We start from the raw sequence: 15751 nt of genomic DNA on the forward strand, positions 1-15751 counted from the left end.
CCTCTTAACTCTTACTGTGCTGATGAGAATTCCTCTTCGGTCGCATAGAATGCGGAGTCATCTGCATACTGACTCTGGATGATGCATACCCATGTCTTACCCTGATTTAAAACGATCTCATTGCCGTCGTTGTCATAGTAATGTGTGATACCGTCATCGCCCTTGCGCCATGTGATGTCGATCATCTTACCCTGTGTAAAGAACTTACCTTCTCCGGAACCGGAAACGGTAATATTTAAGTACTGGGTTCCCTCATAGATACTATTATTGACATTCTGGAAAATAATATTCGAAACCTCTACCTGCTTACCGTCCACAGCGTCGATCTGCTCAGCGCCAAACTGGTATCTGGCATAGGTCTGGCTATCCTTATTGTAAATAAAATACGGATGGTTGTAGAAATAATACGGCTTTACAACCACACAGTCTGTGCCTGCGGATAAGGTATTTGGACTGTCATCCTCTGCAAAGATATAGTGTCCGTCATAAGATGCATCATACTGTGTGTCGTATCCCTTCTTTGCAATACCGCTGGCGATACCCTCTGCACTCGTATATGCGTTGTGTGGTGCAGCATGTTCGCTGGTACGGTAGAATGTATCTCCCAAAGATCCGTCCAAGCCGCTCAGATTATCCACGATACCGGTAGCAAGCAGTTGCTCGCCCTGTACGCTCTGTCCGAAATGCACATAAATGGCATCAAACTCTGCAGCAAACTGGGCATAATACGGACGACAACTACGCACATTTCCCATCTGTGTCAGATCGGCATAATCTTCGTAGATCGCCATCATTCTGGTGATCGAGCCTTCAACCGGAGCCTCATACAAAACACCGGCAGAATTGATACCATACTGTGGCAGAGCCGCTTTGGTATTCTCTGTCATGACGGCAACGGCACGACTGCGGCCGATCGACTGATCTACCCATTCTCCGGTCAGATAAGATTTGACCTGTCCGTCATGGTTGACTTCTTCCTCTTTTTCAACGACCTCTTTGGTCTGCCCATCATCTTTTTTCTGATGGGTGACAACAAATGCAGCAGTGCCTCCTGCGAGCGCCACTACAACGGCACAGATAATGCCGATCAATGCTTTCTTAGACATTCTTTTCTTCCTCCCTCGTAATATGTAATAAATCTAAGATATAAGACTGTTTTTCTTCCATAAGGGTTGCCTCATCCGGGGTCATATGATCATAGCCCATCAGATGCAGCATACTGTGTGCGATCAAAAAAGCATATTCCCTCTTCCGGGAATGTCCGTATTCTTTTGCCTGCGCCAAAACATGATCTACAGAGATCACAATATCTCCTAAGATCAGTTCATCATTTTCTGATGTTGCCGACAGATCAAGCAAAGAAAAGTCTCCCGGTGCCGGATAATCCATCATAGGAAAAGACAATACATCCGTAGACCGGTCCATTTCCCGGAATTGCTGGTTTAATTCATGGATCGCCGCGTCATCGGTAAGTACCAGGCTCACCTCGACTTCGTATGGAAATTCTTCCACTTCCAAAGCCTTATCAATGACATCCTCTGCCACCTTGCGGTAGTCAAAGGAAAATGGGATATCCACCTCTTCTTCTAATAATAATGTCATAACAAAGAATCCTCCCGGACTAATTTCTCACGGATCTTCAAAAACTGATTGATGCTGATCCCCGACTCGTCATAGATCCCCTTTTGCGATAATTCATTCAACGTCTGATATATTACCATATCTTGGTTCCATGTGCTAGACATAGTATCCTGATCCAAAAGTTCGATCTTGGTCACCAGAGCATCTACCATGTGCACGATCGCCGATTCCGGTGTCTGTGGCAGGCGCAAAATACCCCCGTATTCCTCCATGACCGCCATGACATCAGTCGGAAAACAATGGTTGTTTGCCAGCCGCAGTGCATTGTCAATCTCCGGCTCGCCTTCCATCTTGCCCAGTCGGTAATAAAATCCTGCCATCATAGCACAGGGTGCATCTGCACCGATCTCACCCGCGCAGATCCCCGCTAAACGCGAAACCCGCCTGCCGTGATTGTATTCTGCCATAGAAAACCGTCGGATATCCATGACCAGCGGATAGGTATCTTCCAAAAAAAGCCGATATGATCCTTCCAGTTCTGTCTGATTTTTTTGTAGAAGCCAGGGAACCAGGGCAAGAACTACAAAAGCGTAGGCTATGCCATCCCCCAATCCCCACAAGACCTGTCGGATCCCCAGTGTGTGATGGGAAAGATAATAAAATACGATCGGCAGTAAAAATCCCAGAACAAAATAAAGCAAATGAATGCCAAAAAACGACGTCTTTTCCCTGCCCTGCAAATAAGGGGTCAATAAAATACCACAGATGACCAAAAGGCTATAGCAGACGATCTCATACAGGCTGAGACTTTGTGTGATACCTAAGAGTAAGACCATATAAAGTCCAAGTCCTAAGGCAAGCACATCATCCATTGCCGGAAACAAAAGTATGCCGATCAGCAAGACCGGTGTAAAAAAATGCGGACAAAAGGATCCTGCAAGCAGGACTGCCCACGCCGGCAAGACCGATAAAAATACCTTTTGATAAGAAGCGGACTGCTTCTGGGGAAGTTCTCCTAATAAACGGTGCTTCATCAGGGCAAGCATAAAGATCAGAAAGAAACTGATGTCTAAAGTTACAAGGCATAAAAGTTGATCCAAAAGGATCTCTTGTCCTAGGCAAAGTAAGACCTGCCCCGCCAGGAAAAGAAGTCCCATACCCAGACAGTATGTCAGTCTTTTGCTGGAAATATTATTTTCTTCCACGGTCTTTTCCATGTGTCTTTCCAACCTTTTTCTTTTTGTTTTTCGTATCTTCTTTCTTCTCGTAGACCTCGTATGCGTGTACGATCTTTTGTACCAGAGGATGTCGGACAACATCCGCACCGCTCAATTTACAGATACTGATCTCATCTACACTGCTAAGGACATCCACAGCCACATCCAGACCGGATCTGGCACTTGCCGGAAGATCCTTTTGTGTCGCATCTCCCGTAATGACCGCCTTGGATCCAAAACCGATACGGGTCAGAAACATCTTCATCTGCGCCGGTGTCGTATTCTGTGCCTCGTCTAGGATGATAAAGGCATTATCCAGAGTCCTGCCTCGCATATAGGCAAGCGGTGCCACCTCAATCAGACCTTTTTCCATATTGCGTGCAAAACTCTCTGCCCCCATGATCTGATAAAGGGCATCATACAAAGGACGCAGATAAGGATCTACCTTGCTCTGCATATCCCCCGGCAAAAAGCCAAGTTTCTCTCCGGCTTCGATCGCCGGTCGTGTCAGGATGATACGGCTGACTTCTTCCCGCTGAAAGGCCGTGATCGCCATTGCCATGGCAAGATATGTCTTACCGGTACCTGCCGGACCGATACCAAAAGTGATCATCTGATCCCGGATCGCATCCACATAGGCTTTTTGTCCGATCGTCTTGGGCTTGATCGGCTTACCGGAGGTCGTATGACAGATACAGTCGTCTGCCAGATCTTCCACCGCCTTGGTCGGCAGTTTCTGTTCGGTCAGTCCCAGCAGATAATTGACTTCCTGCTTGGTGATCGTCTCTCCCTTTTTTGAAAGTGCATAAAGACGCTGCATGATATCAGCTGCACTTTTGATCTTGTCTTCCTCTCCGATTACCTTTAAGCGGTCGTCGCGTGCGATAAAGGTAACCGAAAGTGTCTGTTCGATCAGTTTAATATTGGCATCAAACTGCCCAAAGATATTCTCCAGATGTTCTACTGGTATATCAAGAATACATTCTTTTTCACTCATAAATGCTTTCCTTTATATCGGATATTTCCGGCAGGTCCGTTTGTTTCTTTTCGGTCGCCGGAGATTGCAAAAGCAATTCTCCGTGCATGGTGCACAAATCATTACTGTATTCCATAATAACATTTTTATCCATTATTTGAATACCTTTTTCCTCAAAGTTTTTTTGCAAGTCGTCAAGATGTATTTGCATGATTTCCTGCATTTCTTTTTTACTATGTGACGTTTTCTGCAATTTATAGGATTTTTCTGTCAAATAGTTGCAATAGATTGGAAGATCCCAAACGCCTCCCAGAGAGATCGGATGGATCTCTCTTAAGGTCGTATGCTGTGTTTTTCCCAACATATAGGGAACGACATTAAAATAAGAACCATTGGTGCCAAAGACAAGGTATTCCCTACGCTGCCCCATCTCGATCCTTTTCTGATAGGTCATTTCTTCCGCAAAGGAAAAGGCATAGACGCCCTCGATCAAAACATCCCCGTCCGCATTTTTGGGAGCATATGCCAAAGTCTGGTCTCCGGCATCGTTGGTGATGGCGATCCAGCCATAGATCAGGACATCCCCCTTTTTGACATCGCTTCCCTTTTCCACTGCCGCCGTTCCATCGCGTACATAAAGAGACGTGACCTTACCATCGCATGGTGCAAGCAGGTCCATGCCGCTTTTTTCTTCCGTCTGCGCTTCTTCGGCTGCCGCCATCTTTTCTTTCATAGCGATCTGTAAGGAGGAACCTTCCATGGAAACCGATACCCAGATGACCTCCGGAAAATCTGCAAGGATTTCTTTTTCCAGAATCTCGCAATCCATGTCTTTCTTTTTGCTGCCGATTCCCTGTCCTTTCCGGCTCAGATAGGATTCCAGCATTTCCTCCGTCACAAAGGAATTGCCCGACACCCGGATCATCCAGATATAACCTGAGACATAAAAAAGAAGGGCAAGCATGGCGAAGATGCCCAGGACATAGCCAGCCTTGTGACGGTATCTGTGCAAAGAAAAGGGCAGACCGATCTTCTTTTGTATCCGCACCCTAGATTTGGTCTTATGCAGTATGTCATGCAATTTCCAGACATCGTTTCCGTAGAGCATAGCCTGCATATGATAAGGATCCTGACTCTTTACATCCCATAAAAAAATCCCCCGGCTAATACATATTCTGATCAGACGGGGAAGATCATCTCCTGTAAATGCTACGCACACATAGCCTTTAAGAAAACGAAATAAGATCAATGATTCTTTTCCTTTACCTCTATTTTTTCAATGTTTCCGGCAATCTGCATCTCGGTCCTGGTATAATAGCAGATCCGCAGATGATCTCCCAAAATGCTGACTTCCTCCTCCTTGGACTGCACAATGATCAGTTTGTCATGATACTCGATCAGACCCTTGTAATTTTCGATCAAGGCGCTGCGGTTTCCCAGAAGGGTCAATTGGATCATACCGATCATCAAAGGATTTTCCAGCGGTTCCTCCCGCTCTAAAAGATTGCCGATCGTCCTCTTATCATTTTTCATCATAATGCAGTATATGAGTCATGCCAGAAACATATGCCTCAAAAGGTCTTTTTACTTGTGATATGGCTCGCCACGCATAATGCGGTAAGACCGGTAGATCTGCTCCAAAAGAATGACCCGCATCAACTGATGTGGAAAGGTCATCTTTGAAAAACTCAAGGCATAGTCACTGCGTTTTAAAACAGCGGTATCCAAACCGATCGAACCACCGATCACAAAGACCAGACTGGACTTACCCGCCAGTCCCAGACGGTCGATTTCCTTGGATAAGCCTTCCGATGTCAGCATCCTTCCATCGATTTCTAAGGTGATACAATAATCGCTGTCTTTGATGTGTTTGAGCAGACGCTCACCTTCCTTTTTGCGGATCAGATCGTTTTCCGCCTCGGATGCATTTTCCTTGGTCTTTTCATCGGCAACTTCGATCATCTGCAATTTGCAGTAGCGGCTCAGACGCTTTTGGTATTCTGCGATCGCATCACGAAAATATTTTTCCTTGATCTGTCCGACACACAAGATGGTAATATTCATACCTTAATTTCCTCCATATAAGCAAAGCATTAAAGCCACAGGAAATTCCTGCGGTCTTAATGCTTCTTTCTTACTATTGTGGTATATATTTGTAATTACACTCTAAAACGTCACTGGTCTTGCCATGCTTATCTACAAGGATCAGAGATAAGATATTGTTGCCCTCCATCATCTCGATCGGTCCTGTGTACTTGGCAGAAGCCTGTGTCGGTGTCGTACCGTCCCAGGTATAATAGACACTTGCACCTTCCGGCACTTCCACAGTGATCGTCGTTGGCGTCGTGAAACTGCCGCCGGATGGGGTGACAACCGGATAATCCGGGTCAGCATAGGTGATCTTATAATTCTTTTCAACTACCTGACTGGTCTTGTCGTCATTTTCACATACCGCCTTGACCGTCGTCGTGCCCTCCTCTAAAGTAAAGGCTTCCGTATAAAGAATGCCGCCCTCAGTCGGATCACTGCCATCTAAGGTATAATAGATCTTGCCTGTCTTGCAGGAAAGTTCGATGGTGACATCATCATCATATTTTCCTCCGTCTACGGAAAAGACCGGTGCGGACAAGAGGTTGTCATTAAAGAGATCCAGTAGTTTCTGGCTGGAAGCCTGTGTCTGTAAATTGGTCAACTTATCATAATCGCCTGTGGTCAGATATAGAACGATCAGCGATTTGTAGGCAGAAACGTTATCATCATCTTGAGCGATCACCTCTAATAATAAACTTTCCGCTGTATCATATTCTTCCAACTTGATATAGTCATTGGCTGCAAGTATCTTCGCCTTTGTCTTGGTATCGTTCTTTTCTATGGCACGATTGTAATAGACCAAAGCACCTGTATAATCCTCTTTTGTATCCAAAGTCTTGCCCTTGGCGACATAATGGTCGTAAGATGTCATATAAACGGTCAAAAAGACCAGCACAAGACACAGGGCAATGATCCCACCGATCAAACCAGCTCTTGCCTTCTTATTTGCCCAAAGCCCCGCAAAGCCCTTTTTCTTTTCCGGATTTTCTTCTACTGCCTTTTTAGCGGTAGAAGCACTCTTGCCACCGGCGGAAGTCTTCTTATCCGACTGGACATTTTGTCCAGCTGTCTCCGGCTGATTTTCTTCCGTTTTTCCGGCTGATTTTTCTTCTTCCAGAAGGGATATCAGAAAATCATCCTCTAAGATATTGTAGTCCGGCACCATCTGCACCGGTTCCCCACATTTTTTACAAAAAACACTGCCGGCATCAATCTCGGCTCCACATTTACTACATTTCATAGCAATCTCCTATTTTTGCAGATCAACGGATTCCAGACAATTATGCATGAGCATAGCGATCGTCATCGGTCCAACACCCCCCGGAACCGGTGTAATGGCGGAACAATGCGATGCTACCTCATCATATGCCACATCCCCACACAAATGGTTGTTCTCATCCCGATGCATACCAACATCAATGACAACGACTCCCTCTTTGACATAGTCTGCCGTAATAAACTGCTTCTTGCCGATCGCAACGATCAGGATATCTGCCTGTCTGGTCACAGAAGCAAGATCTTTGGTCTTGGAATGGGTCACAGTGACCGTAGCATTTTCGCGCAGCATCAAAAGTGCCATCGGTTTTCCAACGATATTGCTGCGTCCTACGATCACACAATGCTTGCCTTCCATGTCAATATGACTGCGCTTTAACAACTGGATAATGCCTGCCGGTGTGCAGGATACAAAGCCCGGCAGACCGATGGAAAGTGCACCGACATTCTGCGGATGAAAACCATCGACATCCTTAAGCGGATCAATGGCTCTGGTGATCTTGTCCTCGTCCATATGTTTCGGGAGCGGCAGTTGTACCAAAATACCATTTACATCCTTGTCGCCATTTAATTTGTCAATGAGCGCCAGCACCTCTTCTTCGCTGGTATCCTCTGCCAGTTCATAGGACAAAGAGCGGATGCCGATGTACTCACAGGCTCTTTTCTTATTGCGCACATAAACGCAGGATGCCGGATCCTGTCCTACCAGAACCACTGCTAAGGTCACTTCCTGCCCCTGCGCATGCATAGCGGCTACTTTTTCCTTTAACTCGTCCTTGATCTCCTGTGAAATCTTCTTTCCATCAATGATTTCTGCCATTGTATCTTCTCGCTTTCCAGTCTTTTTTAAAATAATCCGGTGATCACACCGTCATCTGAAACATCAATTCCAAATGCTGCCGGCTTCTTTGGCAAGCCCGGCATAGTCATGATGGCTCCTGTAACAACCACCACAAAGCCTGCACCGGCACTTGCATAGACTTCTCTTACATTCAAGGTAAAGCCTTCCGGTCTTCCCAGTTTCTTTGCATCATCAGAAAGGGAATACTGGGTCTTTGCCATACAGACAGGGAAATCTCCCATCCCTAGTTCCGTAATATGAGCCAGTTCTTTTTCCGCAGCCGGTGCATAAGAAACATCTGCGGCACCATAGATCTCCTTGGCGATCGTAGCGATCTTGTCCTTTAATGACATTTCAGACGGATAGATCGGTGCGAAATGACTTTCCTTATGATCTAGGACATCCAAAATGGTCTCTGCCAAGGCAACGCCGCCCTGACCGCCTTTTTCCCATACTTCGGATAAAGCGAAGGCACAGCCGCGTTTCTCACAGAAGTCACGGACAAAGGCTGTCTCCTCCTCGGTATCTGTAATAAAGGAATTGAGGGTCACTACGACCGGCACATCAAATTTCTGTAAGTTTTCAATATGCTTTTCCAAATTGACAATGCCCTTTTTCAAAGCATCCATATTTTCCTCTGACAAGGCATCCTTTGCCACGCCGCCATTGTATTTGAGGGCACGGATCGTTGCTACCAGAACAACGGCATCCGGGTGTAAACCTGCCATGCGGGACTTGATGTCAAAGAACTTCTCTGCGCCCAGATCAGCACCAAAACCTGCCTCTGTCACACAGATATCTCCCATTTTCAGTGCCATCTTTGTCGCGCGCACACTGTTGCATCCATGTGCGATATTGGCAAACGGACCACCATGCACCAGTGCCGGTGTATGCTCTAAAGTCTGGATCATATTTGGCTTCAAAGCATCCTTTAGCAGGGCTGCCATGGAACCGACTGCCTGCAGGTCTGCTGCCGTAACCGGTTCTCCCTTAAAGTTGTAAGCCACGATAATGCGGCCGAGTCTTCTCTTTAAGTCTGCCATATCATCTGACAGACAAAGGATCGCCATGATCTCAGATGCAACGGTAATGACAAAATGATCCTCTCTTACCATACCGTCCATCTTGCTGCCCAAGCCAACGACAATATTACGGAGCACTCGGTCATTCATGTCCAGACAGCGTTTCCATTTGATCTGTCTTGGATCAATGCCAAGTTCGTTTCCCTGCTGGATATGATTGTCTAAAAGGGCTGCCAGCAGGTTATTTGCAGAAGTAATCGCATGAAAATCTCCGGTGAAATGCAGATTGAGATCTTCCATAGGAACGACCTGGGCATAGCCACCGCCCGCAGCACCACCTTTGATACCAAAGCAAGGTCCTAAGGAAGGCTCACGAAGTGCAAGGACTGCCTTTTTTCCTAACTTTGCAAAAGCCTGTCCAAGGCCTACACTGGTCGTCGTCTTTCCCTCGCCTGCCGGTGTCGGATTGATTGCAGTGACAAGTACCAGTTTGCCATCTTCTTCCTTTGCCAAGCGCTCCATACACTCATCTGACAACTTAGCCTTGTATTTTCCATACATTTCCAAGTCATCTGGCGTAAGTCCTACCTGTTCTGCAATCTCGGTGATCGGAAGCATGGTCGCTTCCTGTGCTATTTGGATGTCTGTTTTCATGTTCTCTCTCCTTACATAAGTAAAATGTTGTCTGGTCTCTAGTAACCTCTATCCTAAAAGTCATCGCTGACCGGATATTCCTCTTCCACCGCTGAAACTGCTGATGGATTTAAGAATTGCTCAAACTGGGTCGGTGTCATATGTACCGTTCTAGGTTTGGTTCCCATTTCCGGTCCCACGACTCCGGCCTCCTCCAACTGATCCATAATGCGGGCTGCTCTGTTAAAGCCGATCTTGAAGTTGCGCTGTAACATGCCGATGGAGCCCTTTTCCTTGGATACGATCAGACGACCTGCCTCTGCGAAATAGGAATCCCTCGTATCTTCAAAACCACTGCCGCCTCCGATAGCGGTAGCACCATCACTGCCGTCCGCGCCGGACTCAATATGCTTGGTCACATTTTCATCATAGGAAGCCTCTTCATTGTTACCCTTGATATAGTCGACTACATCCTGCACTTCCTCATCTGAGACAAAGGCACCCTGCACACGCAGCGGCTTGGTATAGCCCTGTGGATAATAAAGCATATCTCCGTTTCCTAAGAGTTTTTCAGCCCCGAACATATCCAGAATGGTTCTGGAATCCACACCACTGTTGACCGCAAATGCGATACGGGACGGCATATTCGCCTTGATCAGACCGGTCACGACATCAACAGATGGTCGCTGGGTTGCTAAGATCAAATAAATACCGGCGGCTCTGGCCTTTTGTGCCAGACGACAGATGGATTCCTCGACTTCCTTGGCGGCAACCATCATAAGGTCTGCCAACTCGTCTACGATCACGACCATTTCCGGCATCTTTTCAAAGGTACCCAATTCTCCATTGGAATTGATCGGTAACTGATAATTATGTTCTTCCAGTTTTTTATTGTAAGATTTGATGTCACGCACACTGGCATCCGCAAATTTCTGATAGCGGTCATCCATTTCCGTAACCGCCCAGTGCAATGCCCCAGCCGCCTTTTTGGGATCGGTAACGACCGGGATCAACAGATGGGGTATGCCATTGTAAATACTAAGTTCAACGACCTTTGGATCGATCATGATAAACTTGACCTCGTCCGGTCTTGCCTTATATAAGATACTCATGATGATCGTATTGATGCAGACGGATTTACCGGAACCTGTCGTACCGGCGATCAAAAGGTGGGGCATCTTGGCAATATTTGCCGTAATGACATTGCCCGCAATATCCCGCCCTGCACAGAAAGTCACCTTGGACTCTGCCTTTTTAAATTCTGCGGAGGAAGCCATTTCCTCAAAGGATACCATGACTTTATTTTTGTTTGGCACTTCGATACCAACGGCTGCCTTTCCCGGGATCGGCGCTTCGATACGGATATCCGTAACCGCCAGATTCAACTTGATGTCGTCTGCCAGATTGGTGATACGGTTGACGCGTACACCCACTTCCGGCTGCAACTCATAACGGGTAACCGTCGGTCCACAGGTGACATCTGTCACCTCTACATTGATGCCAAAATTGCGGAGGGTCTGTTCCAGTTTGTCTGCCGTGGCTTCCAATTCTGCCTTGGAATTTCCGTTTCCGCTCGCCGCCTTCTTTTTCAAAAGTGACAGGGTTGGAAATTTATAGGCTGCCGCCGGCTTTGTCTCCTGCTTGCTCTTGGCGATCTCATCTGCCACCTGATCTGCACTCTTTCGGGTCTCCTGCATGCTTGCCGCTGTCTTGCGTGGACGTTTTTCCGGGGGTGCCACAGCCTCAGCCGCTGTGGGTGCTGCCGTCTCCTTTTCCTCAGCCCTGACAAATTCCGGCGTAGAAGGCATAACTGCCTGCCTTTGTGGCTGTACCGGAGAAGTCGGTCTTACCGGATCATTTTCTGCCTTAGGCGCTTCCGTGGTCACATTGGCGACAGGTGGGGTCGATAACTTAATGCGTCGGCTTGGACGTACCGATTCTGCCTTAACAGTTTCTACCGGCTTTTCCTCATCCAGCCCAATGACAGACGCAGATCCGGTGCACTTGGAAGATAAAGGCACACGCTTAACATTCTTAACCTCGACATCCTTTTGCGGTGCCATATGTACCTGTTCCACCTCATCCGAGGATGCCTGCACCGCCTGGATCTCCGGTTCCATCTTGGTATCAAATGCCACACCTGAGATCTTCCGATCTCTGCGCGGCGCGTTTTCATCTACCTGACCGGCAGCCGCCTGCCGTTTCTTATCGGCCCGGATCCTTGCCAGTCTTGCCTCGCGGTCTTCATTTGGATCTGCATAGCGTCTTTTCTTTCTACGTCTGCGACTGCCTGCCTGCTGTAGCAAAGAGCGTTCCGTAATGAGAATCAGGCAAACGATCATGATGACAAAGGTAAGCACATAAGCACTGATCAGCCCAAAACCTTCCACCAGCCCGGATGCAATCATTCCTCCCAAAAGCCCGCCGCCAGCCTTGCTCTCTCGTCCATAGTAAAAAGCACGCATGGCTGCATAAGGAGCATCCCCGTGGGCAAACAATTCCACCAAAACACTAAGAAAAACCGTAAGCACGCCACCGGCGATCAGTTTGATCGTGGCGATCCGGTTTCCCTGATTGGAAATGCCAAAGAAAGTAGCCACCAGAAGCAGGATGGGAAACAGATAGGCAACCAAGCCGAAAATGCCAAAGAAGAAACTACTGACAGCATTACCTACGATCCCACCGATCCCCAGATTACTCAAAAACAAGAGAACACAGACCGCAAGGAAGATCCACAAAAAGATCTCTTTGATGGCTTCTGCCTTTGCAACATCGACCACTTCCGCCTCGACTGTGACATTTTTGGCAGTTGTTTTCGGTTTTGTCCCCTTTTTCGTCGTCTGTTTCTTTGTGGCTGTAGACTTTTTGCTTGCGGAAGTCTTGGTCGTATTCCGTTTTGCACTTGTCGTTTTATTAGCCATAATTTACGAATCCCCTAATCTTATAATCACATACATCCTACGATCACTGCAATCACACCAACGATCATGCAATATACAGAAAAGATGGTAAATTTCTTCTTGCGGACAACAAGAAGCATGGTCTTGATACAAATATATCCTACGACAGCGGCAACCACCATACCGACAACATAATTGACGATCTCAGAAGATGCTGTTGTTGCAAGACTCAAATCCTTCAGTTCCAAAACGGCTGCCCCAAGCACTGCCGGAATGGACATGATAAAGGAGTATTTTACTGCGAAAGTGCGATCGAAGCCGCTCAAAAGACATGCCGTGATCGTTGTTCCTGAGCGGGATAAGCCCGGAAGTGTAGCAAAGCCCTGACATACGCCGATCACAACCGCATTGCCATAACTTGCGTTTTCTTCGGTCTTTTTACCGGTTTTCACACGATCGGAAATAAAGAGCAAAATACTTGTGATGATCAGACAGATGCCCGGAACCAATACCGTCGCAGATGCTGCTTCGATCAGGTTCTGTCCCAGAACACCCATGATACCGGTAGGGATAGTCGAGACAATGATCAACATAACAAAGCGGCGATACGGTGTATCCACCATCTTGCGGTACTTCTTTTTCCTGGAAGAAGAAAGATTGCCGATCGCGATGCCAACATTGGCAAGAAAGTCGATCACAATAGATACGCCCTCACAGATCAACTCCCAGATATCTTTATAGTAAACAGCAAAAATAGCAACCAGAGTCCCTAAATGCAGTAAAACGTCAAACATAATCCCGGTATCTGTCTGCACATGAAATAATGCCTTAAAAAGTGCAAGATGCCCGGAACTGCTGACCGGCAGGAACTCCGTTAATCCTTGAATCAGCCCCATGAAAATAGATTGCAATAATGACATAATGACCTCCATATATGTGATTTTACCAACTTTTTAATATTACCATATTTTCCAGAAGCTGTCATTATTACTTTTCTACAGATTACACGCCTTTTTGCACCGTCTTTTTGCCTGCTATCATTCTTTCCAAGGTCAGCATGGCATCCCCCAGACTGCCCACATGAGAGATCAAACCTTCATTGACTGCTTCTTCGCCTACCAGAATAGTTCCCAGATCCTTGGCCATGGTATCTTTAGCAAGCATGAGTTCTTCCAGACGTGTCTTTTTGATCGCCGCATGCCTACAGATAAAACCAATGATCCGCTCCTGCATCTGGTTGAATTGATAATAGGTCTGGGGTGCTCCCAGTACGGTTCCACTCATCCGTACCGGATGTGCCAGCATAGTCGCGGACGGCACGATAAAAGAACAATCCGTTGCGACTGCCAGTGGGATGCCGATGGAATGGCTGCCGCCGATCACAAGAGAGATCGTTGGCTTTTGTATGGCAGCAATCAATTCTGCCATCGCCAGACCGCACTCCACATCCCCGCCAATGGTATTTAAGACAAAAAGAATGCCGTCTACAGAGGCATCATTTTCCATGCCGATCAGAAGCGGTATCATATGTTCATATTTAGTTGTCTTAGCATTTGCAGCCAGAAGCGTGTGTCCTTCGATCTCGCCTATGATGGTCACAATTCCGATCCTGTGTCCCTTTTCTGTTGTAATGACTTCCTGTCCATATTCCTTCACACTATCCATTTTAATCTTCCTTTTTCTTTTTAGTGTGCATCAAAGAATATGAAAAAATACAAAAAGCGCCCGTTCCTAAGAACTGACGCATCTTTTTGTATCTATTACGACTCGCCCATCAGATAGGAGTAAAGTCCCTCATAATTGGCTTTAGAGTTTTTCCATGAATAATCTTTTTGCATGCCACGGTCTACCATCTTGTTCCACTCTGCCTTCTTTTCAAAGAAAACATACTTGGAATAATTGACAGTGTTCAAAAGTTCATCCCCATTATAATTGGCAAAGGAGAAACCATCCCCGGTATGCTCATATTCATTGTAAGGGATGACCGTATCCTTTAAGCCGCCTGTCTCGCGCACGATCGGCACGGTACCATAGCGGAAAGAGATCAACTGGGTCAGACCACACGGTTCAAAGCGCGACGGCATCAAAAAGGCATCTGCCGCTGCGTATAACTTGTGAGCCAGATCCTCGGAATAACAGATGTTTGCGGATATTCGATCCGGGTATTTCCATGCAAAGTGACGGAACATATTCTCGTACTGGGCTTCGCCGGTACCGATTACGACCAGTTGGGTGTTGTCATCCACCAGACGCTCGATACAGTAATTGACCAGATCCAGTCCCTTTTGGTCTGTCAGACGTGAGATCAGCCCGATCATGTACTTTTTCTTGTCTACGACAAGCCCAAGCAACTCCTGTAACTTCTCCTTGTTGACCTTTTTGTTTGTTCTAAAATTGGATGCACTGTAATTTTTGAAGATCAAATCATCCTTTGCCGGATCATACATAGCATAGTCAATACCATTGACGATACCGCGCATGTCAAAATGTCTGGCTGACAGAAGTCCGTCCAAGCCCTCGCCATAATAAGGGGTCTGGATCTCCCCTGCATAGGTATCACTGACGGTCGTAATATAGTCTGCATAGACCAGACCGCCCTTTAACATATTGGCACCCTTTTTGAACTCCAATTTGTCCGGTGTAAAGAGTTCCATCGGCAGACCGGAGATCCCCTGAATGGTCTCGATATCCCAGACACCCTGGAACTTGAGGTTATGTATAGTCATGACTGACTTCATGCCCCAGAAGAAAGGATTACCGGCAAATTCTGTCTTTAAATAAACAGGGATCAATCCTGTCTGCCAATCATGGCAGTGGATGATATCCGGCTGAAAGTCAATGAGCGGTAACATGGAAAGTACTGCCTTGTCAAAGAAAATAAATTTCTCGATATCGTAGCGCGTATCCCCATAAGGATAAAAGCACTCAAAGTACTCCAGATTATCGATAAAATAGTATGTGATTCCCTGATACTCATACTGCATGACGCCTACATAGCGCTCGCCGATATAAGATCCCATCCCCATCTGGAAATGACACACATACTGAAAGGAATCACGGTATTGTGGCGGGATACAGGTATAGTCCGGCAGGACCACACGGATATCCCATTCTGATCTGTCAAATTCTTTTGGCAAGGCTCCTACCACGTCAGCCAATCCCCCGGTCTTGACAAATGGCACACACTCGCTTGCCGCAAAAAGTACTTTCTTCAT

At 46.7% G+C, this 15751-nt stretch carries 14 protein-coding genes; all 14 read right to left on the minus strand.

Annotated elements, in window-relative coordinates; genetic code table 11:
- Positions 1-11: 11 nt before the first annotated feature.
- Positions 12-1106, minus strand: a complete 1095-nt coding sequence (locus DW183_RS06860; RefSeq protein ID WP_118281233.1) for a DUF3048 domain-containing protein — start codon at positions 1104-1106, stop codon at positions 12-14.
- The gene (gene ybeY / locus DW183_RS06865; protein WP_118281234.1) at positions 1099-1602 is read right to left on the minus strand and encodes an rRNA maturation RNase YbeY; all 504 of its coding nucleotides are present in this window, start codon (positions 1600-1602) and stop codon (positions 1099-1101) included. The genes DW183_RS06860 and ybeY overlap by 8 nt, the downstream gene beginning before the upstream one ends.
- On the minus strand, positions 1599-2798 hold the full coding sequence (locus DW183_RS06870) for a hypothetical protein (RefSeq protein ID WP_118281235.1): 1200 nt from the start codon (positions 2796-2798) through the stop codon (positions 1599-1601). The genes ybeY and DW183_RS06870 overlap by 4 nt, the downstream gene beginning before the upstream one ends.
- Complete coding sequence (locus tag DW183_RS06875) at positions 2773-3795, minus strand: PhoH family protein (protein ID WP_118281236.1); 1023 nt, start codon at positions 3793-3795, stop codon at positions 2773-2775. Before DW183_RS06875 ends, DW183_RS06870 begins: the two co-directional genes overlap by 26 nt.
- On the minus strand, positions 3788-5023 hold the full coding sequence (locus tag DW183_RS06880; protein WP_118281237.1) for a sporulation protein YqfD: 1236 nt from the start codon (positions 5021-5023) through the stop codon (positions 3788-3790). The genes DW183_RS06875 and DW183_RS06880 overlap by 8 nt, the downstream gene beginning before the upstream one ends.
- Positions 5020-5310 (minus strand): YabP/YqfC family sporulation protein, encoded by a 291-nt coding sequence (locus tag DW183_RS06885; RefSeq protein ID WP_118281238.1) that lies wholly within the window; start codon positions 5308-5310, stop codon positions 5020-5022. Before DW183_RS06885 ends, DW183_RS06880 begins: the two co-directional genes overlap by 4 nt.
- A gap of 48 nt (positions 5311-5358) precedes the next feature.
- Positions 5359-5838, minus strand: coding sequence for a 23S rRNA (pseudouridine(1915)-N(3))-methyltransferase RlmH (rlmH, locus tag DW183_RS06890; RefSeq protein ID WP_118281239.1), 480 nt, complete (start codon positions 5836-5838; stop codon positions 5359-5361).
- A 73-nt stretch (positions 5839-5911) separates the two neighbouring features.
- Complete coding sequence (locus tag DW183_RS06895) at positions 5912-7105, minus strand: chitobiase/beta-hexosaminidase C-terminal domain-containing protein (protein ID WP_118281240.1); 1194 nt, start codon at positions 7103-7105, stop codon at positions 5912-5914.
- Between the two features lie 9 nt (positions 7106-7114).
- Positions 7115-7960, minus strand: coding sequence for a bifunctional methylenetetrahydrofolate dehydrogenase/methenyltetrahydrofolate cyclohydrolase FolD (folD, locus tag DW183_RS06900; RefSeq protein WP_118281241.1), 846 nt, complete (start codon positions 7958-7960; stop codon positions 7115-7117).
- 26 nt (positions 7961-7986) lie between these two features.
- On the minus strand, positions 7987-9657 hold the full coding sequence (locus DW183_RS06905) for a formate--tetrahydrofolate ligase (RefSeq protein WP_118281242.1): 1671 nt from the start codon (positions 9655-9657) through the stop codon (positions 7987-7989).
- 53 nt (positions 9658-9710) lie between these two features.
- Complete coding sequence (locus DW183_RS06910; protein ID WP_118281243.1) at positions 9711-12557, minus strand: FtsK/SpoIIIE family DNA translocase; 2847 nt, start codon at positions 12555-12557, stop codon at positions 9711-9713.
- A 26-nt stretch (positions 12558-12583) separates the two neighbouring features.
- A complete protein-coding gene (locus DW183_RS06915; protein ID WP_118281244.1) occupies positions 12584-13456 on the minus strand; it encodes an undecaprenyl-diphosphate phosphatase in 873 nt (290 codons plus the stop codon).
- 82 nt (positions 13457-13538) lie between these two features.
- Entirely contained in the window at positions 13539-14201 is a 663-nt protein-coding gene (locus DW183_RS06920) for a ClpP family protease (protein ID WP_118281245.1), read from the minus strand.
- 95 nt (positions 14202-14296) lie between these two features.
- Positions 14297-15751: a glycogen synthase GlgA gene (gene glgA, locus DW183_RS06925; protein ID WP_118281246.1), complete on the minus strand. Its 1455-nt coding sequence runs from the start codon at positions 15749-15751 to the stop codon at positions 14297-14299.

Origin of the sequence: Roseburia sp. AM16-25 (genome assembly GCF_003473825.1) — a bacterium.
Classification (GTDB): domain Bacteria; phylum Bacillota; class Clostridia; order Lachnospirales; family Lachnospiraceae; genus Pararoseburia; species Pararoseburia lenta.

Coding starts and splice junctions, on each gene's coding strand:
- DW183_RS06870 (WP_118281235.1), bottom strand. CDS start 2,798: ATGGAAAAGACCGTGGAAGAAAATAATATTTCCAGCAAAAGACTGACA.
- folD (WP_118281241.1), bottom strand. CDS start 7,960: ATGGCAGAAATCATTGATGGAAAGAAGATTTCACAGGAGATCAAGGAC.
- DW183_RS06915 (WP_118281244.1), bottom strand. CDS start 13,456: ATGTCATTATTGCAATCTATTTTCATGGGGCTGATTCAAGGATTAACG.
- DW183_RS06905 (WP_118281242.1), bottom strand. CDS start 9,657: ATGAAAACAGACATCCAAATAGCACAGGAAGCGACCATGCTTCCGATC.
- DW183_RS06875 (WP_118281236.1), bottom strand. CDS start 3,795: ATGAGTGAAAAAGAATGTATTCTTGATATACCAGTAGAACATCTGGAG.
- glgA (WP_118281246.1), bottom strand. CDS start 15,751: ATGAAGAAAGTACTTTTTGCGGCAAGCGAGTGTGTGCCATTTGTCAAG.
- DW183_RS06860 (WP_118281233.1), bottom strand. CDS start 1,106: ATGTCTAAGAAAGCATTGATCGGCATTATCTGTGCCGTTGTAGTGGCG.
- DW183_RS06910 (WP_118281243.1), bottom strand. CDS start 12,557: ATGGCTAATAAAACGACAAGTGCAAAACGGAATACGACCAAGACTTCC.
- ybeY (WP_118281234.1), bottom strand. CDS start 1,602: ATGACATTATTATTAGAAGAAGAGGTGGATATCCCATTTTCCTTTGAC.
- DW183_RS06920 (WP_118281245.1), bottom strand. CDS start 14,201: ATGGATAGTGTGAAGGAATATGGACAGGAAGTCATTACAACAGAAAAG.
- rlmH (WP_118281239.1), bottom strand. CDS start 5,838: ATGAATATTACCATCTTGTGTGTCGGACAGATCAAGGAAAAATATTTT.
- DW183_RS06885 (WP_118281238.1), bottom strand. CDS start 5,310: ATGATGAAAAATGATAAGAGGACGATCGGCAATCTTTTAGAGCGGGAG.
- DW183_RS06895 (WP_118281240.1), bottom strand. CDS start 7,105: ATGAAATGTAGTAAATGTGGAGCCGAGATTGATGCCGGCAGTGTTTTT.